The sequence below is a fragment of the Deltaproteobacteria bacterium genome, assembly GCA_029858205.1.
Lineage (GTDB): Bacteria > Desulfobacterota > GWC2-55-46 > GWC2-55-46 > DRQE01 > JAOUFM01.
On the sequence record JAOUFM010000009.1, the window covers coordinates 18,614 to 43,850 of the forward strand.

Consider the following 25,237-nt stretch of genomic DNA (forward strand, 5'->3'; position numbering starts at 1 on the left):
GGCGTCACTTCATATTGGTAGCCATGATAATGTGCCATGGGTCCACCTTTTTCAGCGTAGATATGCTATCCACCTTCAACCCTGCCTTGGTGAGGAACTCATCCATGCAAAGATCCGACCTCCAGCCGATGCGCTTACATATCGGCCTTATAATCTTTTGCAGCCCCGCGACCATCGGGTTACGGCTCTTAAAGTGGTTCACGATAACGACCTTGCCGCCCTTTTTGCACACGCGGCGGACCTCGCTCATCATCGCTGCGGGGTCGGGGACAACACTTACGACATGGGAGATAAACACGTTATCGAAGCTGTTATCCTCGAAGCTTAGCCTCATCGCGTCCATCTCGAGAAGCGTTATATGCGAGAGCCCGAGTTCCTTGACCTTCTTCCCGGCAACACGCAGCATCTCGGAGGAAAGGTCTATGCCGACCACCTCTGAGAACGCCGGATAAAGCGGCAGCGAAAGCCCCGTGCCAACGCCCAAGTCAAGTATGCGCTCGCCTTCCTTTATATGCATTCCTGATATGGCATGGCGTATGCGCGGGTAGAAAAGGCGCTTAAAGAGCGCGTCGTAGATCTTGGAGTAAGCCGCGTAGATCTTCTTTACGGACTCCGTCTCCATTACCGGACGGTTATGCCTTACGTCGGATGTCTTTAACGAAGAAGACCTTGTCATCGTTATCCCTGAAAAAATCCTTTAGTCTTGCAGCTTCTTCGAACCCGCAGGCCTCGTAAAACTTCCTTGCGGCAGTGTAAGCATCTGTTCCGGAAGTCTCGGCAACCATCATCCGGCAGCCGTCGCTTACAAGCTTTTCCTCGACCACCTCCACAAGCCGCCTCGCGGCCCCTGTGCGCCTCGCATCCGGACTGACAAGCACCCAGTATATGTCGGCTACCCTATCGGCAAGCGATGCCGGGCCGTAACAGATAAAACCAACGGCCTTAGCGCCGATTTCCGCGACCATGTAGAAATAATCGCGTTGAGCCTTATCATTCAAATATATATCAAAAAGTTCGAGCGCACAATCCTTTTCTTCCCTGTTAAGATTGGCGCAGCCGTCTATTATGCAGGCTATGGCGCTTCTGTCGGATTTACCAGCGGCCCTGATACGGCACCCTGCGGCGCTCTCGGCGTTCATGGCTGCCTCTATGCCCCGTAGCGCGACAGCGCGGTCTTGACGATATTGTCTACCAGAGCCGGATAATCCCAGCCCTGGGCCCTTGCGGCCCTGGCAAACCCGGCATCCCTGGATATATCCGGGTTGGGGTTTACTTCGAGCACTCTTAAAAGGCCGTCGGTGCCAAGCCTCATGTCCACCCTCGCATAGTCGCGGCACATGAGCGCCTTAAAGGCCGCAAGCGCCACGGTCTCGAGCTTGCCTTTCAACTCAGCGTCCACATTGGCCGGACAAACCGGCGCGGTCCGTATATAAAGGGGGCTTGTTTCTATCCATTTGGCTTCATAAGAAATAATCTTTGGCAGCCCTGCAGGGTACCCGGTATAATCTATCTCGGAAGGCGGCAGCACCCTTGCGTTATCGCCGGGACCCATGACAGAGACGTTAAACTCCCTGCCCTCGATATATTCCTCTATAAGCGCTGCCTGGTGATGCTCCTTTATGACATGCGCTATCCTTGCCCTTAGCTCCGCTTCGTTTTTAACAACCGAGGTAACATCTATGCCAATGCTGGCGTCCTCCCTTAAAGGCTTCACTATCATCGGAAATTTCATATGCAAAGGCACGGCCTCGCCTTCGCTTGCAGCGATATAATAAGCGGCAGTCGGCACGTTCCTGCTTCTTAGTATATCCTTGGCAATCCCTTTGTTAAGGGCAACGGCAAGGGTAAACGGCGCGTTCCCGGTGTACTTAAGGTCGTAGAGCTCGTAGAGCGCTGCGATGTTCATCTCATAGCTGCTTATGCCGAAGGCAGCCTCGCATACGTTAAAGATTATATCCTGGCCAAACGACGTTATCTCCCTTACAAACACATCGAAGACATCGCGTCTTAAAGGAACGACCCTTGCATCATGCCCCTTCTCGTTTAACGAAGCGGCGATATCCCTAACACTCTCATCGATGCTCCCGAACTCGACCTCTTTTCCACCGACGGTCATCTTATCGGAGCCGTCGTCGTTGAAGGTTACGAGCACCTTTTTTCCGCTCATATGCCGTACCTCTTCCTTGCGGCGTCTACGACACCGCAAACAAGCGCCGAGAAGTCCATGCCGGAGGCCCTCGCGGCCTTTGGAAAGCACGAGTTCTGCTCAGGGTTCGGAAGGATTCCGGGAAGAGGGTTAAGCTCTATGACATTGGCAATGCCGTTTACATCGAGGCGCATGTCTATCCTGCACCAGTCCTTGACGTCAAGGGAGTTGAAGGCCCTCTTTGCCGTATCCTCTATCATCCTTTGCGTCCCGGCGTCGAGCTTTGCCGGGCATTCGAAAATCTTTAGCGGAGCCTCGGGGGTATCATATATCCACTTGGCCTCGTACGAATAAATGGGGTTTGCGCCTGCCGGAAGTGTCGAGTAGTCTATCTCAACGATTGGCAGCACCTTTAACGTATCGCCGTTGCCCATAAGAGCAACCGTGAACTCTCTACCAGGTAAAAACTCCTCCACTATCGCAGCCTGGCGGTAAAGGGCAGTTATCTCGGCTATCTTTGCCTCGAGCGCTGATTTGTCCTTTACAAGACAGTCGTTCTTGACGCCTTTGCTCGAGCCTTCGTACAGAGGCTTTGCTATCAACGGAAAATTCAAGGAAGCCGGGATATCTGACTTGGAGGAGGCTATAAAGTAGCGCGCGTTCGGCACGCCTGCGGCAGTAAGCGCCTCTTTTGCCCGCGCCTTGTTAAGACATAACCCAAGCGTAAGAGGGCCGGAGCCGGTGTACGCAATGCCAAGCATCTCGAGTATTGCCGGTATCTGGCTCTCTCTACTCTCGCCCGAGAGCCCTTCGGCCATGTTGAAGACGAGTTCGGGAGAAAAGGCCCTAAATTTTTCGTAAGCGTCTTTATCGGCCTCGATTAGCCCGACGGTGTCGTGCTTTTTAAGAAGCCCGTCCCTTACGCTTTCGATGGTAGACATGTCGTCCCATTCGGCGTAATGGTCCTCAGGAAGATTTGCCTTGTCTTCGTTGCCCTTCCTGACGTTATAGGTAAGCGCGAGTTTCATCGGAAAAGATGGTATGAGCCAAAACAAAGGCCGGAGGCCCGGCCGCACGGCGCGGCCTCCGGCAACAGATTCCCAGAGACTTCTAGAAAAGCAGCACCGCCGCCGCCAGCACCGTTGTATACGTGCCGTCGCTCTTAACTATCGCGGACTGCGTTATGTTGGTCGTGTGGACTATCTTGTCGCTTATCTTATATATTTCCTTTTTCTCGTCCCAGCCAAGGTTCTCATCGAGCTCGATGCCGAGAGTGGAGGCAAGCATCGCGGCCGCGAGGTCTTCGGCGTAATCGCCTGCTATGCTGTCGGTCTGTCCGTAGGCATGGTGCTCGCTCAAATAACCGTAGAGCTTTCTATCGGTCGGTATGGCGACCCCGACGGAAGCGGCCATGAGTCTTCTCGGCTCGTTATTGGTAAGGCGGCTAAGCACGCAAAACGTCACCTGCCCTGGAGAAAGATGCTTTATTCCCTGGCTCTTCGGAAGACGCTTGCAATTGGGGGGGAATATGCTGGATACCTGGACGAGGTTGCATTTCTCTATGCCCGCATCCCTTAGCGCGAGCTCGAATGAATGCAGCTCCTCCTTGTGGACGCCGACACCTTTGGTAAAGAACATCTTCTTTGGAACGTAGGGCATGGCAGTTACTCCTTCGTAGTGTTATTTTCCTTTTCCTCTGTCCTCGCGCCTGTTGACGTACCCCATTATCTTGTACACCAGCTTGGCTGCGAGAAAGTCGGGAGCGATAATACCCGGTATGGGACAAAGCTCCACAACGTCGAACCCTACGACCTTCTTCTTCGATATGACGGCTGAGAGCGTCTCTACCACATCGTACCAGAAGAGCCCTCCGGGCTCGGGCGTCCCCGTGGCGGCCATTATGGCCGGGTCGAAGACGTCGAGGTCTATTGTAATAAAAATCTCGTCCGTAAGTCCACTAATAATCTCATCTACGGGCATTTTTTTTCTGATGTCTCTGGCATAGAAGGTTTTCACCCTTGGGCTCTTTTTCCTCGAGTCCTTCTCTAAAAACTCTGCCTCCTCCTCACTAAGGCTCCTTATGCCTACCTGCACTATTGGGCATATCTCGGATATGCGCCTTGCGACACACGCGTGGTTGGACTTGCTGTCCTCGTAGGCATCGCGCATATCGGCGTGCGCGTCGAACTGAAGCACCGAGAGGTTCTTATACTTCTTCTTTAGCGCGGCGGCCAGCCCAAACGATATGCTGTGCTCTCCGCCAAGCATCACCGGGATGCGGCCATCTCTTATTATCTTCTCGGAGGCAATCCTTACGCGCTCGACCATCTCTTTTGGCCCGGTGGTCGTAGGAGCGAGGAACTCACGCGTCTCTATGCCGGCCTTCCATGGCTCGCACCCAAGCTCGTCGTCGTAGAGTTCCATATGCGTCGATGCCTCGATTATCGCGGAAGGGCCGTTACGCGCTCCTGCAACGTAGGACGTCGTCATATCGTAAGGCACCGAAAGAACAGCGTACCTCGGCTTCCTTACCGGGCTCTCTATGCCTCCAAAAACGTTTTTCAAAAGAGTATCCGTGCTCACCTATCCCTCCAGTATCGTCTGCTTCATGTCCCTGTATTTGTTATACACCCTTGTCTTGAACCTGTGTGGCACGTTGCCGCCGTTATTTACCCTGTAGGCCACGCGCGTAGGGCCGTTATTATAAGCGGCCATGGCCACCTCCGTGTCGTCGAATTTATCCCTTAGCAAAGACAGGTAGTAGACGCCGAGCCTTACGTTGGTATACGGATCATAGAGGGTCTTCTCGCCTTCGAAGTCTATGTCGAGCTTTGCGGCAAGGTCGCTGCCAATATCCGACCTAAGCTGCATCAGCCCGACCGCCCCTTTGGACGACCTGGACCAGTTATAATACTTACTCTCGGTCTCCATCAGCGCGAGGACCAGTATCGGGTCTAACCCGCGCTCCATGCTCTCCTCGAATATAAAGTCCGCGAGCCTCATCTCCTCGTGGAACGTAAGCCCGGTTGTGCTGTCAAGAAGCGACTTTCTTATGAACGCCTTTTCCAGATTATCATCAGGAATCCTTACGGCTCGCGACGAAGATACGGAAATAAGAATAAGCAAACATACCACGCAAAGAACGAATGTAGCTTTTCCTGCTTTCATCGTCCCCTCCCTGTTTTATGGTTGTCTTTTCCCGTCATCTTCAGCTAAGAGAACCTCCTTCTCCTTGTTTGCCTCGAAAGCCGTTAGCCGTTCAATATATTTGCTTTTTCCGTCCGTGTCAAGACGGTTTTCTCACATACGCTGCCGAGCATACACCTCGACGCACAAAACATCCTGGGCTTTCTGCCGTAACCCGGGCCCTACGCCCTCTCGCTTGGCCTTAAGTCCTTCACGTTCAAACACACACTCGAATTGCCGTTCCAGTTGTCTATGTACGGAAAAAATGCCACGTCATAGAGCCCGCCCACCGGATGCATCGTGCCCATCTTGTAGGCTATGGCGCTCTGAGTCCTGCCGCTTTGCTTTAATACGAGCTTAAGGTGCTTGTCTCTCACAAGATCCGACTGCATCACGCGCGCGCCCTCGATGCAAAAGAGCGGCCGCTCGTTGGCTCTGCCAAAAGGCGCAAGCCTCTCGAGTTCTGTTACCATCCTCGCGTTCACATCGGATAGAGGCACAACACAATCGAGCGTTACCTCGGGAGTGAGGTCGTCGTCGGTAATATGCGAGTTCATGTATTCAAGATACGAGGCCTTGAAGGCGTCGAACATCGCGGCCTCGACGGTTATGCCGGCGGCAGCCTTATGGCCGCCGTACCTTACAAGCTTATCTGCGCAGGCAGTTAGCCCGTCAAGGACATTCACGCCCTTTACGCCCCTTACCGAGCCCTTTGCGATATCTCCGTCTATGGCAGCAAGCACGGCAGGTCGCCCGAATTTTTCAACGAGCCTGGAAGCAACTATTCCAACTACACCCTGGTTCCAGCTCTTGGACGCAAGCACTATGGCCCTGTCAGCGGGATTGGGGCCCAGCATCTCGATAGCTTCGCCAAGGATTGCGGCCTCAACCGCCTGACGTTCTATGTTTATGGCATTAAGCTTTCTGGCTATTTCCGAAGCCTCGGCCTCGTCGTCGGTAATAAGCAAACGTAGCGCGGTATCGGCCCGCTCCATTCTTCCGGCTGCGTTTATGCGCGGCGCTATCTGAAATGCAACGGCCTCGGCGTTCACGCGGCCCGGCCTTAGCCCTGCGACGTCCTTAAGCGCGCGAAGCCCTGCCCTTCCGGTAGTTTCGAGTTCCTTTAAGCCGTGGCTAACTAGCACGCGGTTAACTCCGGTAAGAGAGACCATGTCCGCGATAGTGCCTATGGCAACGAGGTCGAGATAGCGCTTAAGGTTCGGCACGACTGTAAGCATGCCGCGCTCTCTAAGCCTCGTCCTTATGGCTATTGCCAGATGAAAGGCAACGCCCGCGCCGCAAAGCCCCTTGAAAGGATAGGTGCAACCCTCCTGCATGGGGTTAACGAGGTATTCGATCGCGCTTACGTCTGAGGGCACTTCGTGGTGGTCTGTGACAATGCAGTCGAGGCCAAGCGTTTTCGCAAACGCGACCTCTTTTGAATTGGAGGAGCCGCAGTCAACGGTGATGACGAGCGAGGCGCCCTTTTCCTTTAGTTCTCTTAGAGCGCCTTCATTTAGGCCGTAGCCCTCGCTCTTTCGCTCCGGGATGTAACAAAGAGGCTCTACCCCTATTTCCTTAAAGAACAATCCGAGCACAGCGGTAGCCGTTGTGCCGTCCACGTCATAGTCGCCGTAAATCGCGATGCGCTCTTTTTTGCCTACAGCCTCGGCTATGCGCGTAACAGCCTTATCCATTCCCTTTAAAAGGAACGGGTCGATGAGCGCGTTTATGTCCGGGGATAAAAAAGAAAGGGCCGTGTCTTTGTCGACAAGGCCCCTGTTTATCAAAAGTTGAGCCGTGACCGGAAGGATGTTTAATTCCCTTCCGAGCGCGTCTTGGAGTTCCTTATTGGCGGGGTTTACCCTCCAGCGCTTCTTCATCTCATATGTCTTCCCTGCTTTTATCGGGCATTTGCAATCCCGGGTGTAATTTCCCGGGCACAAAGCCGTAACTTGCGAATATCATAGCAGTAATTTCACTTGAGGTCAAGCATAAAATGTATAACTTTTTATTATCATTCAACAGGCGAAAATACGGCAAAAATATGTTACAATCATGACGTAGAAACTCTGATTATCCGAAATAACATGGAGGCGACGCTACAGTGCACAAAAGGACAAAACGCACATTCATAACAAAGACCTTCATAAAGGGCCTTACTGTCGTAGTACCCGTGTTCGTGGCGCTATACGTGCTTTTACTCGTATTCACAAAGGCCGAGCAGGTGGTAAAACAGCTAATCACAGCTGTCATACCTCCCGATTACTACATCACGGGCCTCGGTGTAGCGCTCTTTGCGCTTGCGATATTCGCAGTAGGTCTTCTGATGTATCCGTGGATTACGAAAAAGATATCAAAGCCCCTTGATTCGTTCTCGCGAAGGATCCCGCTCTTTGGCCTCGTGTACTCGCCGATAAAAGACCTGATGAACCTCCTCGGCGATGACGTGGGCACAAGCCTCGGAGACCCGGTGATGGTGGAACTCGACCACTCACAAACGAAAATGGTCGGGTTCCTCACGCGTAGCAACGCCGAAGGACTGCCCGAAGGATTCATTCCTCCAAACCACGTGGTAGTGTTCGTTCCGTGGAGCTCTCAAATCGGCGGGTTCTGCTTTGTGGTTCCAAAGGAAAGAATCAGGCCGCTCGACATCACAGCCGAAGAGGCAATACGATGGTCGTTTACAGCGGGGCTTTCGGGACCAGAGAACCACGGACCGAAGTAGCGAAGCTGGAAACCGCCGATTTGCAGGCGTCACGCCTGCCAAAAACAAAAACCCCCGCGCCTTCCGGCACGGGGGTTGGCAATCCATACGCGGCCCAAAGGCCGCGCGCAAAAACCTCTACGTATACGCCTCTTCCTTTTTCGGCTCTTCCTTCTTTATAAGGTTTTCCTTGCTGCCGCCCCAGAGTAAAAGAAGCGGGCTTGCTATGAATATAGAGGAGTACGTGCCAACTATTACTCCCGCTGCCAGAGCAAGCGAAAAGTCGTGTATGACCTCTCCGCCAAGGAAAAAGAGCGCAATAAGCACAATAAGTGTAGTGCCGGAAGTAACAATCGTGCGGCTTAGCACCTCGTTCACGCTCCTGTTGATTAGCGGCACAAGGTCATCCTTCGAGCCCTTTCTAAGGTTCTCCCTGATTCTGTCGAAGACAACGACTGTGTCGGTCAGCGAATAACCGGCTATGGTGAGGAGCGCGGTGATGACAAGAAGGTTTATCTCGTTACCGAGAATAAAGAAGAGCGCAAGCACCGCGAGCACGTCGTGGAAGGTCGCGATGATGGCGGCAACGCCGAAACGGAACTCAAAACGCCACCAGACGTATGCCAGTATGGCCAGAAGCGATATAACTATTGCCCAGAGCGCGTCCTTCTGTAGCCTTTTGCCGACTGTCGGGCCTATCTCGGTAGTGGAATCGAGTTCAAAGGGATTATCCGGAAGCGCTGTCTTTAGAGCGCCATCTATCTTCGCTGCGACACCCTCGGTCACCATGCTGCCCTTTATCCTGACGAGGAGCCGGTTGGTGCCGGAAAACTCCTGAATGTCGGCCTCGGGGAAGCCGCCCTTTTTAAGCGCGTCCCTTACCTCGTCGGCCTTGAACGGTTTCTCGAACTTGTATTGCACGGCAACTCCGCCGGAGAAGTCTATACCGAGATTGGCTTTGCCAAGCGGCACCGCCGCGGCAGCCACAAGCCCTACCACGGCAATTACGACGGATATGGCAAGAAAGACCTTTCTCTTGCCCATGAAATCGAAGTTAGCGTTTTTTATGAATTCCATCTTTCCTCCAGACTTGTTTTAGACGCCGTAGTATACGCCGCGCTAGATGCTTACCTTGTCGATCTTAAGCTTCTCTGCCTGCAAATCGAATATGAACTTAGTGCCCACGAGTGCGGTAAAGAGGTTTATAAGAATACCCAGACAAAGCGACACGGCAAAGCCCTTTATCGGGCCGCTTCCGAACTGGAAAAGTATCATGCCGGTTATGAGTGTCGTAACGTGCGAGTCAACGACCGTCCACCACGCCCTGTCGTAGCCGGCGTTGATGGCCGACCTCGGCGTTCTTCCTGCCCTAAGTTCCTCCCTTATTCTCTCGAAGATAAGGACGTTCGAGTCAACGCCCATGCCGACTGTGAGTATGATTCCGGCTATGCCGGGGAGCGTAAGTGTGGCGTTCATGGCCGCCATGGCGCCAAGCAGCATCACGACGTTCAAGAGAACGGCAAAGTCCGCTATGATGCCCGAAATCTTATAGTAGATTACCATGAATATCAGCACGAGTAGCGCGCCGACTACCATGGCCTTTATGCCTGCCTCTATCGAATCTTTACCAAGGCTCGGGCCAACGGTTACGGTCTGAAGGTACGTAACAGGCGCGGGAAGCGAGCCTGCCCTAAGCACAAGCGCCAGGTCGGAGGCTGTCTCAACGGTAAACCCGCCGGAGATGCTGGCGTTGCCGCCTGCTATTGCTTCCTTTATAACGGGCGCTGAGTACACATTGCCGTCAAGCATTATGGCGAGCCTTTTACCGACATTTCTCTCTGTTATGCGCTCAAAGGTCTTTGCCCCGCCCGCGTCAAAGGTAATGCCCACATAGGCATCGTTTAGCTGGTCAAATGCCACCCTTGCGTCCGCAACCGACTCTCCTGTAAGAAGCGTTTCCTTTCTTACAAGGTACGGGGTCTTTGTCACCTGACGGCTTCCTGCATCAAAGCTCTTTTCGTAAACAACCACCGAACCATACGGAGCGCCTACTCTCTCGGCCTCTCTTGGGTCGCGCGTCTCGTCTACAAGGCGAAACTCTAGCATCGCTGTCTTGCCTATAAGGTCCTTGGCCCTCTGTGCATCTTTGATGCCCGGAAGCTGCACAAGGATTTCATCATTGCCGTGCTTTGTAACAAGCGGCTCTGCAACGCCGAACTGGTCTATCCTGTTCCTGATGACCTCGATTGCCTGCTGGTGCGCGTTCTCCATGCGATTAGTTATCGCTTCCTCTGTCAAAGCAAATACCAACGGCACAGCCGAGGCGGAAGGGTCGACGGGCTTTGCTGGCTTTTCAGGCTCTACCCACTTAAACTCGACATAAGTATCCTTCATGAATTCCTTAATCGCGCTTTCGGCCTCACCGCCCGTATAAGCAACGACCAGAGAATTTCCATTCCTCGTAACCCCTGATACCGCCACCTTCTTGTCCTTCAACTCGTTGTCAACGGTAGAGGCAACGCGGTCGAGATAGCTCTCAACGGCCTTTTCCCTCTCGACCTTCAAAACAAGATGCATGCCGCCCTGCAAATCCAGCCCGAGCACTATCTTGGGCACATTATCGGCCCAGAATTTCGGCAGACTGCCTTTCAAAGGCGTTGAGGGCAAAAACAGTATCACGGCGAGGACGGTAAAGGACGCTACCAGTACCACCCTCCAGAAGATGCTCTTCATTGGTTTCTCCGTAGTTTTATTTCTTTAACCACAAGGCGCCTTATATTACCGGGGCCTTATCCTTGTCTATCAACATCTGCACCGCTGCCTTCGCGACCTTCATCTTCACGTTATGCGAGACCTCGAGGGTTATAACATCGTCCTCTATTGCCCAGATGCGTCCGTACACACCGCCCCTGGTGATAACGGTATCGCCCTTTAAGAGCTCTCCGAGCATTTTCTGGTGCTGCTTGGCCTGCTTGCTTTGCGGCCTGTAGATAAGAAAATAAAATATCGCCACAAAGGCTATTATCATGGGCAGCATCGCAACGATACCACCGGTCGGACTTGCCTGAGCAGCCGGCGCAGCCCCGTCGGCAAAAGCCTCTGTTGCAGCAAAAAGCGTATAAAGAACCATCACTACCTCCGTTACCTTGTTTTTTTGAATCAATCCTCTTTGCCTTCAACATCAAAGGCGCCAATCACAGATCTCTTAAATGCCGCGTACTCGCCCTTTTCTATGGCCTCACGGGCCCCCTGCATAAGGCGTATATAATAATACAAGTTGTGCACGGTATTCAACATCGAAGAAAGTATTTCGCCCGACATGTATAAATGGCGAAGGTACGCCCTCGAGTAGTTGGAGCACGTATAACAGCCGCAGCCCTCGTCAACGGGGCCCTGGTCGCGCTCATACCGACTGTTCTTTATAACCAATTTCCCTCGACTTGTAAAGAGGGTTCCGTTCCTGGCCATCCGGGTCGGCAGTACGCAGTCGAACATGTCGATACCAGCCTCTATGGCATTTAGCATGTCCTTTGGGGTCCCAACCCCCATAAGATAGCGCGCCGAGCCCACGGGAAGAAGCGGTGCAGTGTGGCGGGCTATATCATACATCGTATCCGTATCCTCGCCAACACTCAATCCGCCGATTGCGTAACCGTCGAAACCGATGTCAATAAGGGCAGCAGCGCTCTCTGCCCTTAAATCCTTATGCATCCCTCCCTGCACTATGCCAAAGAGCGCTAGTTCATGCCTTATCCGCGCCTCTTTACACCGCTTTGCCCAGCGGTGCGTAAGGTCCATTGATTTCTTTACGTACTCTCTCTCTGCCGGATAAGGCGGGCACTCATCGAAGCACATCATTATATCGGAGCCAAGGGCCTCCTGTATCTCCACCGCCTTCTCAGGCGACAGGTGTAAGAGCGCGCCGTCTATGTGAGAGCGGAACTCAACACCCTCTTCGCTTATCTTTCTAAGAGGCGCAAGGCTAAACACCTGGAACCCTCCGCTATCCGTCAGTATAGGCCCCTTCCAGTGCATGAACTTATGGAGCCCGCCCATCTCTCTGATAAGCTCGTGCCCCGGGCGAAGGTAGAGATGATACGTATTCGAGAGTATGATACTTGCGCCAATAGAGGTAAGCTCCTCGGATGTCATTGCCTTTACCGTTGCCTTTGTGCCAACGGGCATGAACACCGGAGTATCGAAACTTCCGTGAAGGGTCGTATACCTTCCAAGCCTCGCGCCGGAAAGGTCTTTTTTAATAAGCTCGAACGAAGGCCGAAAATCACTAGTGCTCATACAATGACCATGCAGTCGCCGTAGCTAAAGAAGCGGTAGCGCTCCTTCAGGGCCCCGGCGTACGCCTTCATTATGAAATCCTTCCCGGCAAAGGCCGCCACCATCATAAGTAAAGTTGACTCTGGAAGGTGAAAGTTCGTTATAAGAGCATCCACTGCCTTGAACTCAAAGCCAGGGAATATTAAAAGCGCGCTCGCGCCGGATAATGCCGGCTCATTACCGGCAAACACCGTCTCGAGTGTTCTTACGACCGTCGAGCCAACTGCCACAACGCGTCGGCCTTCCGTCTTTGCGGCCTTGATTCTGCCGTATGCCTCCGGCGTAACATTATAATACTCTCCGGGAAGGCCTTTGGAAATAGTATCTTCTCTAAACGGAAGAAACGTAAGCGGCCCTGTATGGAGCGTGACGTAAACTGTCTCAACGCCCTTTGCCCGGATTTTACCAAGCATGTCATTTGTGAAATGCAGCGACGCAGTAGGCGCGGCAACAGCGCCCTCTTCTTTGGCAAACACCGTCTGATAGCGCGCCCTGTCCTCCTCCGTATCCTCGCGCCTTATATAAGGAGGAAGCGGCACGCGGCCTATTGAATGAATTGCCGCGTGCACGTCTTCGGACTTAAGCGTAAATGCCCAGAATGCGTCGTCCTCGCGCCTTAGGGCAGTTGCGACAATAGAAGCGCCGTTTGCCTCGAACATGACCCTTGCCCCTGGCTTAAACCCCTTCGATGCCTTTGCCATGCATATCCACGTTTCCTTTGACTTACCCTCTGCCCCGAGTTTTCTTACGAGCAGGAGCTCGGCCTTTCCGCCGCCTTCTTTTTTGCCAAGAAGGCGCGCAGGCATAACACGCGTGTCGTTAAACACAAGCACATCGCCGCTTTTTAGATACTCGAGGATATCTGGAAAATTACGGTGTTCGACAAGGCCGGTCTGGCGATTTAGCGCCATGAGGCGCGAAGAATCCCTGTGCTTTGGCGGGTGCTGCGCTATGAGTTCTTCTGGAAGTTCGAACGAAAAATCCGACAATGAAGGGAACGCGGTATCGGCCATGGCAATTGCAGAGTTCAAGCTCAATAGACCTTCTTTAATCTGGTTCCCGGGTAATAATGGTCGAGTATCTTCTTATAACTGTATCCGGCATCCGCCATGCCCTTTGCGCCCCACTGGCTCATGCCAACGCCGTGGCCGGAGCCCCTGCCCTCGAACACAACGGCGTCGCCGTCAATATCGACCTCGAAGAGCGTGCTCTTTAGCTTCGAATACCCAAGCGCCTTTCTTAAGTCCTCGCCCGAGACGTAGTACGTTCTTCCCCTGTCATCGGTTACCGCAAGGACCTTTGCCCTGTCCGACCTCGTCTCTTCCTCGACCTCGATATCGCTAACCCCTTCTACACTTACGCCTATCTTGTTTAGCGCTGCGGCTATCTCGGTCTTCGACACCTTTAATTCCCATTCGTAATTGGGCGCATCCTCGTCGTACTTGCTTTTAACGGACCTTAAATAATCGTGGCTATCTCCCCAGACATCTCCCGAGTTCTCGGTCCTTCCGCCTGCGCTCGAGTGAAAAAGAGTAAGCGCCGGTCTTCCGTCGTAAAGAAGCACCTGGCCTTCGGTAAGCTTCACAGCCTTGGAAGAAGCGCTGTCTTCCTTGCCCGCGCCCGAATACACCTGGTCCATCACAGTCGAGGCGACGTCGTAGGCAGCGCCTTTTCTCTTTTCCTTCTGATAGAGCACATACGTCCTCGAGACAACGGCCTGGGCCTTGATTGCCTCTATATTCCACTTAGACGATATCTCGTTGTTGATTATGCCGACTACATAGGCCTCGACCGGCACCTCGTTTATGACGATGAGCTTGCCGTTAGTACCCTCTCTAACCTCTATTATGCCGCGGTACGGCCTGCCTTCGACCTTGAGTATGTACTTAACGGGCTTAAATCGTACGGGCAAGGCAGTCTTTTTACCGGCAATCGTAGCCTCGCCACCGGAAAATAGCTCGACAGTTACGCTTTTCCCAAGCTGCGAGTCATCGACTGTAACGGAGACAAGGGAGTCGAGCACAAGCACCCTCACCGGCTCGCCGCCGTGGCTCATTGCCACGCGAGAGCCTGCGGCGCAGCCGTAGAAGACCACAAAGGCTACAGTGAACACCGCAAACGGCAAAACGCGTTTTATCCCAAGCATATCCCTCACGACGCAAAAAACCTCGTAATAAAAAGTATGAACAGCCCAAGCGCCATGGACGCTACGCCAAGGATACGAAGGGTAGAGTCAGGGATATCCTGCACCAGGAGCGCCCACTGCTTCACCTTGGCCGGATATATGAAGTACGGTATGCCCTCTATCACGAGCACGACCCCTATGGCCAGTACAAGAGAATACACCAAGACCTCCGTATGCCTGACATGCGCTGCCAAAGGGCCGATGGCCCCGGCAGGGAAAAATCATACCATATACGGCAAAATTACGAAATAGTATCGAACGGTAAAAATTTTACTCGAAGGTCGCGAGATATGCCGCGAGCGCCTTGAACTCCGCGTCAGTGCCTGCGGAAACAGGCATTGTCATCACGGACTTGAACCTCTTGGGGTTCTTTAGGTACTCGAATACCCAGTCCGGGTTATAGCGCTTCGATGCCCCGACAAGCGACGGGCCGCTAAGCCCGCCTATCTCAGAGCCTTCCTTTATGAGAAGGTGGCAGCCGTAGCAGCCAAACTTCTTCTCGAACACGGCTCTGCCCTGACGCGAGTTCTCGGGCTTAATGGTCCCCCTTGAGACATTCGGGGCCTTAAGGGTCATCAGGTACACTGCAACGGATTTTGCGTCCTCCGCTGAAAGTGACGGATGGTTGCCCGGGTTCTTCTTCTCTAGAGAGTAATAGGCCATGGGCCTTATTGGAAGGGGCTTTGCGAGCCACTTTTCCAAAAACCCCTCCTTATACTTCGACCCAGAGTACCAGAGCTCGGGCCCCTTTGCCTTTACAAGGTCCTCTACAGTCTTTGCGGTATCCGGGCCCTTGGTTATGTGACATGAGGCGCAGCCCTTTGCCTCGAACACGCCGCGGCCGTCTGCATTGGCAGAAACTACGGCCGCAAAGACAAAGATAGCGGCGACTGTAGCAGTTAATATATATTTTTCAAAAGTTATTGCCATACGGGTTTTATACACTTTGAAGCCTTAAAAGTCAAACAAAGACAGCGTCAAACTATCTCGTACTCTTCTCTGTGGAACACGTCAACCGGCTTTACTATGACGGCCTTTTTCGTCCGCCTCTCGATATCCTCGACAACCCCGCCCTTATCGGTTAAGAGCTTGGCGATGACCGGATTGGCGTACACAGTCGCCTTCTTTTTCATGGGCAGCTCACGAAGGAGTTCCCTGTAAATCTCCATCAGCACGGTGTACTTGCCCTTTATAAGACCGTCTCCTTCGCAGTAATAGCACTTCTCGAGAACCGACTGCGTAAGGCTCTCTCTCGTTCTCTTACGCGTCATCTCGACGATGCCAAGCTCGGAGATCTTTAAAATATTCGTCCTGGCCTTATCGGCCTTCAGCGCGTCCCTGAGCTTTCTATACACCTTCTCGCGGTTTGCCGGCTTGACCATGTCTATAAAGTCTATTACGATAATGCCGCCGATGTTTCTAAGCCTAAGCTGCGCAACGACTTCGTCCACTGCCTCGAGGTTCGTTCTTATAATGGTATCCTCGGAACTTCTCTTGCCAACGAACTTTCCGGTGTTAACGTCTATTGCAGTAAGCGCCTCCATCTGGTCTATGACTATATGCCCGCCCGAGGGAAGCCATACTGTCTTACAAAGCGCCTTCTCGAGCTCGACGTCTATGCCGTAGACGTCGAACATCGGCGCATCCCCTTTGAACCTTTCAATCTTACTTCTTATCTCCGGCATGTATTCGGCTGCGAATGCGTCGGCCCTCGCGTACTCCTCGTCAGAATCTATGACAAAGCGCGAGACTTCGGGGGTAAGTATGTCGCGCATGCTTCTAAGCGTAAGGTCGAGTTCTTCGTAAAGGAGCGCCGGGGCCTTTTCGCGCTCGGATTTGCGCGCGATTGTCTCCCAGAGCTTCACAAGGAAGTTCATATCGCCCTGGATTTCGTCCTCGCCCTGGCCCTCGGCAACGGTGCGTATTATGAAGCCGTGCCCGGGTTTACGAAGCCTCGCAACTATGCCTCTTAGCCTTCGCCTTTCCTTTTCGTCGTCAAGGCGCCTTGATATGCCTATCTTGCCATACGATGGCATGAACACGAGGTAGCGTCCGGGAATGCTCACGTAAGAAGTAACGCGCGCGCCCTTGGTGCCGATAGGCTCCTTCTCGACCTGCACGAGAAGTTCCTCGCCCTCTTTTATCATGTCCTGGATCTTGTGGCTGTGGTGGTGCTGCTGCCTTCCGTGCTCGCTTTTCTTCTCGTCCTCATCGCCGTCGTCATCGGCCTGGCTGTCTAATTCCCTGGACTTCTCCATAACGTCGGCTACGTGGAGAAATACCGTTCTCTCGAGCCCTGCCTCGAGAAAGGCCGCCTCCATGCCCGGCAGCACGCGAGCCACCTTGCCCTTGTAGATATTGCCGGTAATGCCCTTATCGATATTACGCTCGATATGGTACTCGACAAGGCGGTTATCCTCGACAACCGCAAGCCGCTTCTCGAAAGGGTTCAAGTCCAGATATATTTCTTTTTTGATACTTCTGTCGGACACTTCCAAAGGCTCCCCGCGGCCAGGACGGCGCGCGCTCTCAGAGGGCGCAAAATACGCGCCTCGTCTTTCGCCGCAGCCTCAAAGGCCTGCTTAAAATACAGTTCTTGTTTTTCTGACGGGGATAAGGGATGCTTCTTTTGGAGTGATAGAGAGAACGTGCGCGAGCGCTTCATGCGGTTTAATGCCGGCTGTTTCGCGCTTAATCAAGCCGAAACCCAGTACGCCTCCCTCGAAATACACGTCTTCGAGTAGCGGCAACATGTCCACCGTCATTACCATGCCTTTTCTTTCAACCCTCGCTGCAAGCTCTGTGCCTCTCTTTTCCTTAAAAGCCCTTAAAAACCCGTCAACCCTGTCTAAATCTATAAAAAGCCCGAAAGGGGCTTTGCCTAAATCTACTGTAAAATCCTGCTTTTTAATGATAGCAGAGAGCGGCGGCAGTTGCAAGCCTATAATTTCAGAAGACAAAATCTTTATGCCTTCGGGCAGTGCTTCGTTCACCCTGAGTTTAAAAGATTCTTCGTCAAAATCGATCGAGGAAATAAGCTCCATATCAACGTACTCATCATCGCTCTCAACACCTACGGAGAGAGGTGTTGCGAAAGAAACCCTCGGGTGCGGATGAAAGCCCTTTGAATAGGCAAGAGGCGCGTCGATACGCCTTAGCGCCCTTAGAAACACGTTCATCATCTCGAGATGGCTTATCAAGCGGACATCTCCGGTCTTTGAGAACCGAAGCCTTACTCTCGTATTGGGCGCGTCCTTTGGCAATGCATGCTTCCCGCCCAATGCCTCTTCGCTTGCAGATATGGAAGCCGTAACGTTCTTTATCACTCTAAAGTCGCACACGCCGCAGTCAGAGCACCTTCCCACCTTGCAATCGGGCGTTGCCGCGGCGCTAAAGGCAGACTCGCATTCCTCTATAAGAAATTTTTTATCTATCCCTGACTTAAGATGGTCCCACGGAAGCACCTCATCCAGCGACCGTTTCCGCGTTGTATAGAAGTCGGCGTCGACATGGGCCTTGGCCATTGCATCCTTCCAGAGCTGCCAGTTGAACTCTTCAGTCCACCCGTCGAACCGCGCGCCTTTCTTGAATGCCAGGAGCACGAGCTTGGAGAGCCTTCTATCGCCTCTTGCGAACACGCCTTCGAGAATGCTCATCTCCGGTGCGTGCCACTTGAAACCGAGCTTATTTCTCTTTGCGCCCTCGCGAAGAAAATTAAGCATCTCCTTTGAATACTCAAGTGTAGCCTGCGGCTCCCACTGAAACGGGGTAAAGGGCTTTGGCACAAAGGCAGCGGCGCTGACATTCACATCCGGCAATTTTTTAAGAAACGCCCTGCCCTCCTCCATCGTCTTTCTCGAAAGCGTTATGATTGCCTCTACGTCCTTTTTGGTCTCCGTGGGCATGCCTATCATGAAGTATAGCTTAAGAGATCTCCATCCAAGCGAGAATATGTCGCGAGCCCCGGCTATAAGCGCGCTCTCCTCTATGCCCTTGTTAATGACGCTTCTTAGCCGCTCCGTGCCTGCCTCAGGCGCAAGTGTAAAGCCCGTCTTTCTTACCTTTTTTATTTCTGCCGCAAGCCTCGCATCCAGCGTGCCAACGCGCATGGACGGAAGGCTAACTGATATGCGGCTGCCTTCGAAGTTTCGCATAAGACAGCCAAGAAGCTCGTTTACTCTCGTATAATCGCCGGTAGAGAGCGAGAGAAGCGATGCCTCCTCGTAACCTGTCTTTTTAAGCGCCCTCTCTACGTAAGCAGTTATTTTTTCGATATCTCTTTCCCTCGCAGGCCTGTAGATCATGCCTGCCTGGCAAAAGCGGCACCCCCTGGTGCATCCCCTTGCTATCTCTACAGAGAGCCTATCGTGCACAGCCTGGACAAACGGCACGACCGGGGCCTCAGGGAAGGGAAGCTTATTTAAATCAGGCTCTACGCGGCGCGAAACCTCCTTATAGTCATCGTAAACAGGGGTAACAGAGCGTATGGTCGAATCGCTGTTATACTCGACCGTAAAAAACGACGGCACGTACACGCCCTTTATCGATGTCAAACGCCGAAGGGTTTCCTTTCTTCCAAGCTTCTGCTTTTTAGATTCGATAAGCGCCGTGCATATCTCCGGCACGGCAAGCTCGCCGTCGCCAATCAAAAAGCAATCGAAGAACTCCGCAACAGGCTCAGGGTTGAATGCCCCCGGGCCGCCGCCTATTACTATCGGGTCTTTATCGCTTCTCTCGGATGAAAAAAGCGGCACGCCTCCAAGCTCAAGCATATTTAGCACGTTCGTGTACGAGAGCTCGTACTGAAGAGAGATGCCAAGCACGTCGAGGCTGTTTAAGGCAATCTTGTTTTCAAGGGTAGTGAGCGCGAGGCCCCTCTCCCTTAATAGCGCCTCCGCGTCCTTCCACGGCGAGAACACGCGCTCGCAGGCAACGTCTGGCATGGCGTTCATCACGTTATAAAGTATCTGCATGCCAAGGTGGCTCATCCCGACCTCGTATGCGTCCGGGAAAGCGAGGCCGAAGGTAAGCGAGACCTTCGAGATGTCCTTTTTAACGGAATTTATCTCGGCGCCCGAGTACTTGGCGGGCTTGGATAAAAGCGTAAGGTATGTTGAATCAAGTTTGCCGGTCAAAACCAAATACTCCTAACACACGCCGCAGCGCGAGCAGCTTCCGACCTCGCATGGCTCTGTGGTTTTCTCATCGATAGAGCGCGTGTACTCGTTATAAAGATATTCCTTTGATATGCCCTGGTCTATTATATCGAAGGCAAAGACCTCGTCCTTTTGCCTCTCTCTCCATACAGAAGGTTCCACCTTTGGCATGGCCCTTGAAAACGCCGGCTTCCACCCTGACCTCGAAGCCTCGAGCACTGCCTTCGAGGCCCTTCTGTCTGCCATGGCAAGGTATGCCTGCGTAAAGGCCGCTCTCACAGGATGCGTCTTTACCTCAACTCTGCCCCTTAAGTGAGCGAGCCCGTCCTCTATGATTTTATAGCGCCGCTCTATGACGTCCTCTGACTCGAACCTGTGCCATTGAAACGGCGTGAAGGGCTTTGGCACGAACGCGCCGACACTTAGCGCAATGCTTCCCTTGAATGCAGCCGCAAGGTTCTGCGTAACCCCGACTATGGAGGAAACGTCCTCATCGGTCTCTGTCGGTAGCCCGACCATGAAGTAGAGCTTCAATTTGGAAAATCCCCTTGAAGCTGCCATTGAGGCGGCAGTAAGCAGCTGCTTATCGGTGATACATTTATTTATAACGCGCCTTAACCTGTCGGAGGCAGCCTCAGGAGCAATGGTAAGAGTCCTGTACCCTGACTTTCCGAGAAGCTCGAGGAACTCATCATCTAACATATCGGCCCTTAGAGACGAAAGCGTCATCGTAAGCCCCTTTGACGCGCCGTGGCGAAGGACTTCCTTTATGCCCGTATACTCGGACACGGCAGCGCCGACAAGCCCGATTTTCGTAGTTGTCTTTGAAGCCTCATCGATTGCCTTTATAACTGCCTCGAGGCTCCGCTCTCTTGGCGGAAGGTAGACAAACCCGGCTGCGCAGAAACGGCACCCCCTCTGGCACCCTCGCTCTACTTCTATTAGAGCTGTATCGGAGAACTCGGTATCTGGTGTAAAAACGATGGTAGACGGCACGATGTCGAGAGAATCTCCTGAGGCCCGCACCCGCCTTACAGGAAGCGGCGCGCCGTCTGCCGGCTCGATAGACTTAACGCGTACTCCGTCGTAGGTGACATTATATAAGGACGGCACGTAGATGCCCTCTGTCTTCGAGAGCGCCTTTAGCGCATCCTTCTTTGTCGCGCCTCCGTATATAACCTCGGATAACTTCCCGACAAGGCTATCCATAACGCCTTCGGCCTCGCCTATGAAAAAAAAGTCCATAAAGTCTGCTATAGGCTCGGGGTTTAGCGTCACGGCGCACCCTCCTGCCATTATAAGAGGTCCCCTGCCTTCCCTGTCCTTTGAGAACACGGGAATGGAGGCAAGAGAAAGGATGCGGGGAATGTTTATGTAATCGTCCTCAAAGGATACAGAAAAGGCTATTACGTCGAAATCCTTTAACGGCGTGGATGTCTCGAATGACTCGATGTACTTTGCCTTTGCGCGAAGCTCTGCCATGTCTGCCTTATCCGGCAAAAATACGCGCTCGGCAAGGCGGTCCTTGCCTGCGTTTAGAAGGCCGTAGAGGGACTGGAACCCGAGGTTACTCATGCCGACCGAATAGGTGTTCGGGTACACGAGACAAACGCGGAGCCTTCCGCCCGGGTCGCTCACCGTATGGCCGCGCTCCCTGGATAACCTCTCTGCCGTGCTCTTTAAAAACGGACGTGCTATTGCCGTATCCTCCAAAAGGATTGCATGGATAATGCGATATTATCACACATGAGAGTGTTGTTTACAAGGAAGAGAGCGCAAAAATCTAATGCCGCTACCCTCTTCTGTGGGCAAGGAAACCGACGTAGGCGTAATGCATCCCGCTTATTATGGTGATGGCGGTCGTAAGGTATATGATGATTGGCATGTAGGCGCTCGTTCTAACCGGCTCCCAGAGCGCGGCAACGACAGCAGACAGCTGAAATATTGTCGAGAGCTTTCCAAACACCGACGGGATAATCTCGATTTTCTTACCCGCGCTCTTTATGCCGATATACCCGGTAAGTATCATCAGATCTCTCGATATGACCAGCACGCAAAGGTAAACCGGCAAAAGCCCCTTTAAGGAGAGCATGATGAAGGCCGCTGTCATAAGGAGCTTGTCGGCTATCGGGTCCATCATGCGGCCAAACTCTGTCCTCATGTCAAAACGCCTTGCGATGTAACCATCGAGGCCGTCGCTAATCCCTGCGATAATGAAGACGATAAACGCGGCATCGTCCATGCCGTACTCAAGAAGCGCTACGAACACGGGCACAAGGAATACTCTAAAGACCGTTATGATGTTAGGTATATTCCACTTGACCGGAACCTGACGCATATGTGCCTTTCTATTTAAGCCAATCGAAGAACTTCTTTTCTCCGCCGCCGTCTGTAACAGGCGACTTTGGCATCTTCGTAAACACAGCGCTGCTTAGCATCTCGATCTTGGCTTCATACGGGGCAACACCTTTTTCCAGAATCGGTTCTTCGAGCCTGTATAACGCCTCCGAGACCTTGCCCCTTGCCCACCAGAGCCTGCCGGAAGCATCGTAGATCTCATAGACCGCCGTCATCTTTATCGCGGCCCTTGGCACAAAGACCGAGCTCTTCCACCTCGTTATCTTTATAAGGAGCACCGCGTCCACGGAAAGAAGCCCGGCAAGCTCCCCTGTCTTCATCCCGGCAACAGGTTCTTTCCCGGCATTACCAAGCGCTGCATCAACGGCATCTCCCGGCAAGACCTTATAACCGCGGGCCTTTAGCTCGTACTCCGCGTACTTGGTAAAGAGCGCGGCTATTTTCTTCTTCTCGGCATCGAACTCCTCGGACACGTCTTCCAAGTCAATTGGCAAAACGGCTACCGTCCTTACGCCCTTTGTTTCGTAATCCTTTACCGTATCGGACTTGACCATGCGCATGCAGCCCGAAAGCACGCACACAAAAAGCAGCGCAACAGATACCCTGAAAGCGGCGTTAAAAATCCTCATCCGGCGCTACCTGCCCTTTCTTTCGGACTTTATTATGACCTTGTTTTCTCCGCCAGGGATTACGGCATAATCGGAGCCCAGGTCCTTTGACATGCGCTCGTAGAATGCGCTCCCGGTCTCGGAGGTAAGCGCTGAAAGCGTTATCTTGCTTTTAGTAAACGACGAATAGGAGAGCGATACTATGTAATCGAGCTTCGATATCCTTTCTTTTAATTCCTCGAACTCTGCGTTTGCGCCAAGGCCGATTATGGTCAAAATGACCGTGCCCGATTTCTCGTCAGGCACAGCGGCAAAACGCCTGACATCCTTGGTAAGGGCCTTTAGATCCACCTTGGCCTCGATAACAACGTGCATGGCCATGACGCCGCCTTCGTTTGCGCCCTCTGCGCCGCCGGTTGTCTCATCGGGGCCGCCCTCTTCTATCTTTTTTCCGCTCTCTGCGTCCACATTCGAGCCCGCAGACTTTATAAGGGCCTCTGCCTCGGGCATATCGAAGTGCCTCATCCAGCCGATGGAGAGCACCTTGTATTCGGTGACAAAACTCTCGGCCTTGGGAACTATCTCAACGGCGAATATGTCGGACTGATTTTTATATACGCCCTCGCCGACTATCTGCTTTATGGCTGCGGCCACGGCGCTCTTATACGCGCTCTCGACCGCAAGCCTTCTCATATCAGAGGTAGAGTCGAACTTTACCGCATACCCCTCGCCCTTTACGGTTAAAAAGGCCCCGCCGCCAGGGGCTGCCGGCAAAGACGCGGCAAGAAAAAGCACGGCAAGGATAACAAACGGCATCAGCATTTTTTTTAACATCTTTAGAAATTCTCCTTTTATTTTTGGCGCTAACTGCCTTTAGCAAAGAACTCGGCTGCCATTGCATCTATCTTATCGACCGCCACGGGTTCCATCCATACGATGCCAGGTACTTTCTTAAACCACGTAAGCTGCCTCTTTGCGTAATTACGCGTGTTCTTCTTTATGAGTTCAACTGCTTCCTCGCGCGTAAGACCATCGTTTACATAAGAAGCCATTTCCTTATACCCAAGCGTCGACATGCTCTTTAGAGAAGGCGCATACCCATTATCGAGGAGCCCCCTGACCTCTTTCTCAAGACCGGATTGTATCATTTCATCGACCCTTGTCTCTATATCTTTATATAATATAGCGCGCTCCTTTACAAGACCGACGACAAGGTGCGGGTGTTTTTCCTCTTTAAACCCGTGCTCCTTCTGGAACTTCGATATCGGCCGTCCGCTAAGGAGATACACCTCCAGGGCCCTTACCACACGGCTGATGTTATTTGAATGCATGGAAGCTGCCGCAGCCGGGTCAACTGCCCTTAGCCTCTCGTATAACGCCTCTCTGCCTTTTTCCTCTGCCTCTTTTATAAGCCCTTTTCTAAGCTCTGTATCGCGCGGCGGGCCTTCGAACAGCCCGTGAAGAAGCGCACGTATGTAGAGGCCCGTGCCTCCTGTAACGATTACGCGCTTACCGCGCTTTGTTATATCGTCTATTGCCGCTTCCGCATCGCGCACATAGTTTGCCACGTTATAATCAACGTCAGGGGTAACAACGTCTATCAGGTGGCACCGTACGCCCTTTAGCTCTGCCTTCTTGGGCTTTGCAGAGCCTATGTCCATCCCCTTATAGACTTGAACGGAATCGGCAGAAATAATCTCCGCACCGAGCCTCAAGGCAAGCTCGACAGAGAGCTTTGTCTTACCAGAGGCAGTAGGGCCGGCTATGACAAGGAGTTTGGTCAGATTTACCACGAATATATTTCTTTATATGCCTTCTCGAAGTTTACCCTCAACTCCTCATCCTGAGACAATTTATGCAAGTATCCCTCAGGCTTATATACCGAATCTACAATATCATCGCACAAGGACCCGATGCTTATTCTGAAAATTTTAACACCGTCTTTTTCTGTCGTCGTCAAGTGAACGGCCCTGTTATCGTGATGATATTCCCATCCAATTTTTTTGCCATTCTCTTGATATGCCAAATTCGGCTGCGCAAGATGCACAAGCTTGTGCCTAAAAACCTTTTGCAAACGGTTGGCGACTTCTTCCGTATATTTCATTACTTCTGTCATATAAGCCCGAGACCTCAAAGTTACGCCTTTCGGATTTTTTACCGACTTTCCCAAAGTTTTGCCACACAAAGGGCATCTATTATCAACAGGTTCGTAGCCATAAAGTTCGCCCAACAAATCAATGGTTGAAAAACAATAAAGCAACGCTGGAAAAGGCGCTGGCGCATATTCGGACTGCGCAAACAGACAATGCTTTACATCCTTTGACAGGGCATCTGTTCTTTCCTTTAAAAAATTCCTGGCTCTGGTCAAAACATCATTCGTGTCCACAACAATTCTCCTTTGCCGGACTTGCGTTCGGAACCGAACATCCGGCATATAGCAAATTGTTTATAAAAATGTACCACTATCCGCAACTTTCACTACCGAGAATCCCAATCTGTCCCTTTCAAGCGGCAAGTTGACCGTCAGGCGAGGCAGCAAGGCCAAATCGCCGCTTG

General features: G+C 52.5%; 25 protein-coding genes. 1 reads left to right on the forward strand and 24 read right to left on the reverse strand.

The window, feature by feature from the left end:
* Positions 1-4 precede the first annotated feature (4 nt).
* The 8 genes from OEV59_07740 to recJ all read right to left on the reverse strand — a co-directional run bounded on the left by OEV59_07740 (position 5) and on the right by recJ (position 7,215).
* Positions 5-676 (reverse strand): methyltransferase domain-containing protein, encoded by a 672-nt coding sequence (locus OEV59_07740; protein MDH4227619.1) that lies wholly within the window; start codon positions 674-676, stop codon positions 5-7.
* Positions 633-1,139, reverse strand: coding sequence for a GNAT family N-acetyltransferase (locus OEV59_07745; protein ID MDH4227620.1), 507 nt, complete (start codon positions 1,137-1,139; stop codon positions 633-635). The genes OEV59_07740 and OEV59_07745 overlap by 44 nt, the downstream gene beginning before the upstream one ends.
* An 8-nt stretch (positions 1,140-1,147) precedes the next feature.
* A complete protein-coding gene (locus OEV59_07750; protein MDH4227621.1) occupies positions 1,148-2,167 on the reverse strand; it encodes an ATP-grasp domain-containing protein in 1,020 nt (339 codons plus the stop codon).
* Positions 2,164-3,174 (reverse strand): D-alanine--D-alanine ligase, encoded by a 1,011-nt coding sequence (locus tag OEV59_07755; protein MDH4227622.1) that lies wholly within the window; start codon positions 3,172-3,174, stop codon positions 2,164-2,166. Before OEV59_07755 ends, OEV59_07750 begins: the two co-directional genes overlap by 4 nt.
* 82 nt (positions 3,175-3,256) lie before the next feature.
* Entirely contained in the window at positions 3,257-3,805 is a 549-nt protein-coding gene (locus OEV59_07760) for an arginine decarboxylase, pyruvoyl-dependent (protein ID MDH4227623.1), read from the reverse strand.
* 21 nt (positions 3,806-3,826) lie between these two features.
* Positions 3,827-4,729: an agmatinase gene (gene speB / locus OEV59_07765; GenBank protein MDH4227624.1), complete on the reverse strand. Its 903-nt coding sequence runs from the start codon at positions 4,727-4,729 to the stop codon at positions 3,827-3,829.
* The gene (locus OEV59_07770) at positions 4,730-5,314 is read right to left on the reverse strand and encodes a lytic transglycosylase domain-containing protein (GenBank protein ID MDH4227625.1); all 585 of its coding nucleotides are present in this window, start codon (positions 5,312-5,314) and stop codon (positions 4,730-4,732) included.
* Between the two features lie 200 nt (positions 5,315-5,514).
* Positions 5,515-7,215 carry a single-stranded-DNA-specific exonuclease RecJ gene (gene recJ / locus OEV59_07775; GenBank protein MDH4227626.1) on the reverse strand — a complete coding sequence of 567 codons (1,701 nt, stop codon included), beginning with the start codon at positions 7,213-7,215 and terminating at the stop codon, positions 5,515-5,517.
* A 224-nt stretch (positions 7,216-7,439) separates the two neighbouring features.
* Between recJ and OEV59_07780 the strand changes: the two genes are divergently transcribed.
* A complete protein-coding gene (locus tag OEV59_07780; protein ID MDH4227627.1) occupies positions 7,440-8,060 on the forward strand; it encodes a DUF502 domain-containing protein in 621 nt (206 codons plus the stop codon).
* 117 nt (positions 8,061-8,177) lie between these two features.
* Here the strand turns inward: OEV59_07780 and secF are convergent, their stop codons facing one another.
* The 16 genes from secF to OEV59_07860 form a co-directional block, all read right to left on the reverse strand.
* A complete protein-coding gene (gene secF, locus OEV59_07785) occupies positions 8,178-9,116 on the reverse strand; it encodes a protein translocase subunit SecF (GenBank protein ID MDH4227628.1) in 939 nt (312 codons plus the stop codon).
* 42 nt (positions 9,117-9,158) lie between these two features.
* A complete protein-coding gene (gene secD, locus OEV59_07790) occupies positions 9,159-10,772 on the reverse strand; it encodes a protein translocase subunit SecD (protein ID MDH4227629.1) in 1,614 nt (537 codons plus the stop codon).
* A 40-nt stretch (positions 10,773-10,812) separates the two neighbouring features.
* On the reverse strand, positions 10,813-11,202 hold the full coding sequence (gene yajC, locus OEV59_07795; GenBank protein MDH4227630.1) for a preprotein translocase subunit YajC: 390 nt from the start codon (positions 11,200-11,202) through the stop codon (positions 10,813-10,815).
* The gene (tgt, locus tag OEV59_07800; protein ID MDH4227631.1) at positions 11,199-12,335 is read right to left on the reverse strand and encodes a tRNA guanosine(34) transglycosylase Tgt; all 1,137 of its coding nucleotides are present in this window, start codon (positions 12,333-12,335) and stop codon (positions 11,199-11,201) included. The genes yajC and tgt overlap by 4 nt, the downstream gene beginning before the upstream one ends.
* Entirely contained in the window at positions 12,332-13,387 is a 1,056-nt protein-coding gene (gene queA / locus OEV59_07805; GenBank protein MDH4227632.1) for a tRNA preQ1(34) S-adenosylmethionine ribosyltransferase-isomerase QueA, read from the reverse strand. The genes tgt and queA overlap by 4 nt, the downstream gene beginning before the upstream one ends.
* A 20-nt stretch (positions 13,388-13,407) precedes the next feature.
* On the reverse strand, positions 13,408-14,520 hold the full coding sequence (locus tag OEV59_07810; protein ID MDH4227633.1) for a SpoIID/LytB domain-containing protein: 1,113 nt from the start codon (positions 14,518-14,520) through the stop codon (positions 13,408-13,410).
* A gap of 5 nt (positions 14,521-14,525) precedes the next feature.
* Positions 14,526-14,720, reverse strand: coding sequence for a DUF2065 domain-containing protein (locus tag OEV59_07815; protein ID MDH4227634.1), 195 nt, complete (start codon positions 14,718-14,720; stop codon positions 14,526-14,528).
* 109 nt (positions 14,721-14,829) lie between these two features.
* Entirely contained in the window at positions 14,830-15,489 is a 660-nt protein-coding gene (locus tag OEV59_07820; GenBank protein MDH4227635.1) for a cytochrome c, read from the reverse strand.
* Positions 15,490-15,536: 47 nt separating this feature from the next.
* Positions 15,537-17,051, reverse strand: a complete 1,515-nt coding sequence (locus OEV59_07825; protein ID MDH4227636.1) for an Rne/Rng family ribonuclease — start codon at positions 17,049-17,051, stop codon at positions 15,537-15,539.
* A 90-nt stretch (positions 17,052-17,141) separates the two neighbouring features.
* Positions 17,142-19,694 carry a TIGR03960 family B12-binding radical SAM protein gene (locus OEV59_07830; protein ID MDH4227637.1) on the reverse strand — a complete coding sequence of 851 codons (2,553 nt, stop codon included), beginning with the start codon at positions 19,692-19,694 and terminating at the stop codon, positions 17,142-17,144.
* Positions 19,695-19,706: 12 nt separating this feature from the next.
* A complete protein-coding gene (locus OEV59_07835; GenBank protein ID MDH4227638.1) occupies positions 19,707-21,428 on the reverse strand; it encodes a radical SAM protein in 1,722 nt (573 codons plus the stop codon).
* A 79-nt stretch (positions 21,429-21,507) separates the two neighbouring features.
* Positions 21,508-22,053 (reverse strand): CDP-diacylglycerol--glycerol-3-phosphate 3-phosphatidyltransferase, encoded by a 546-nt coding sequence (pgsA, locus tag OEV59_07840; protein MDH4227639.1) that lies wholly within the window; start codon positions 22,051-22,053, stop codon positions 21,508-21,510.
* Positions 22,054-22,063: 10 nt separating this feature from the next.
* The gene (locus OEV59_07845) at positions 22,064-22,702 is read right to left on the reverse strand and encodes a hypothetical protein (protein ID MDH4227640.1); all 639 of its coding nucleotides are present in this window, start codon (positions 22,700-22,702) and stop codon (positions 22,064-22,066) included.
* 6 nt (positions 22,703-22,708) lie between these two features.
* Positions 22,709-23,515, reverse strand: a complete 807-nt coding sequence (locus OEV59_07850) for a hypothetical protein (protein ID MDH4227641.1) — start codon at positions 23,513-23,515, stop codon at positions 22,709-22,711.
* 29 nt (positions 23,516-23,544) lie between these two features.
* Positions 23,545-24,474 (reverse strand): tRNA (adenosine(37)-N6)-dimethylallyltransferase MiaA, encoded by a 930-nt coding sequence (miaA, locus tag OEV59_07855; protein MDH4227642.1) that lies wholly within the window; start codon positions 24,472-24,474, stop codon positions 23,545-23,547.
* Positions 24,468-25,067 (reverse strand): hypothetical protein, encoded by a 600-nt coding sequence (locus OEV59_07860; GenBank protein ID MDH4227643.1) that lies wholly within the window; start codon positions 25,065-25,067, stop codon positions 24,468-24,470. The genes miaA and OEV59_07860 overlap by 7 nt, the downstream gene beginning before the upstream one ends.
* Between the last annotated feature and the right edge of the window lie 170 nt (positions 25,068-25,237).

Coding starts and splice junctions, on each gene's coding strand:
- OEV59_07810 (MDH4227633.1), bottom strand. CDS start 14,520: ATGCTTGGGATAAAACGCGTTTTGCCGTTTGCGGTGTTCACTGTAGCC.
- pgsA (MDH4227639.1), bottom strand. CDS start 22,053: ATGCGTCAGGTTCCGGTCAAGTGGAATATACCTAACATCATAACGGTC.
- secF (MDH4227628.1), bottom strand. CDS start 9,116: ATGGAATTCATAAAAAACGCTAACTTCGATTTCATGGGCAAGAGAAAG.
- OEV59_07740 (MDH4227619.1), bottom strand. CDS start 676: ATGACAAGGTCTTCTTCGTTAAAGACATCCGACGTAAGGCATAACCGT.
- secD (MDH4227629.1), bottom strand. CDS start 10,772: ATGAAGAGCATCTTCTGGAGGGTGGTACTGGTAGCGTCCTTTACCGTC.
- tgt (MDH4227631.1), bottom strand. CDS start 12,335: ATGAGCACTAGTGATTTTCGGCCTTCGTTCGAGCTTATTAAAAAAGAC.
- OEV59_07850 (MDH4227641.1), bottom strand. CDS start 23,515: ATGTTAAAAAAAATGCTGATGCCGTTTGTTATCCTTGCCGTGCTTTTT.
- OEV59_07745 (MDH4227620.1), bottom strand. CDS start 1,139: ATGAACGCCGAGAGCGCCGCAGGGTGCCGTATCAGGGCCGCTGGTAAA.
- recJ (MDH4227626.1), bottom strand. CDS start 7,215: ATGAAGAAGCGCTGGAGGGTAAACCCCGCCAATAAGGAACTCCAAGAC.
- OEV59_07760 (MDH4227623.1), bottom strand. CDS start 3,805: ATGCCCTACGTTCCAAAGAAGATGTTCTTTACCAAAGGTGTCGGCGTC.
- queA (MDH4227632.1), bottom strand. CDS start 13,387: ATGGCCGATACCGCGTTCCCTTCATTGTCGGATTTTTCGTTCGAACTT.
- OEV59_07755 (MDH4227622.1), bottom strand. CDS start 3,174: ATGAAACTCGCGCTTACCTATAACGTCAGGAAGGGCAACGAAGACAAG.
- OEV59_07845 (MDH4227640.1), bottom strand. CDS start 22,702: ATGAGGATTTTTAACGCCGCTTTCAGGGTATCTGTTGCGCTGCTTTTT.
- OEV59_07820 (MDH4227635.1), bottom strand. CDS start 15,489: ATGGCAATAACTTTTGAAAAATATATATTAACTGCTACAGTCGCCGCT.
- OEV59_07750 (MDH4227621.1), bottom strand. CDS start 2,167: ATGAGCGGAAAAAAGGTGCTCGTAACCTTCAACGACGACGGCTCCGAT.
- OEV59_07770 (MDH4227625.1), bottom strand. CDS start 5,314: ATGAAAGCAGGAAAAGCTACATTCGTTCTTTGCGTGGTATGTTTGCTT.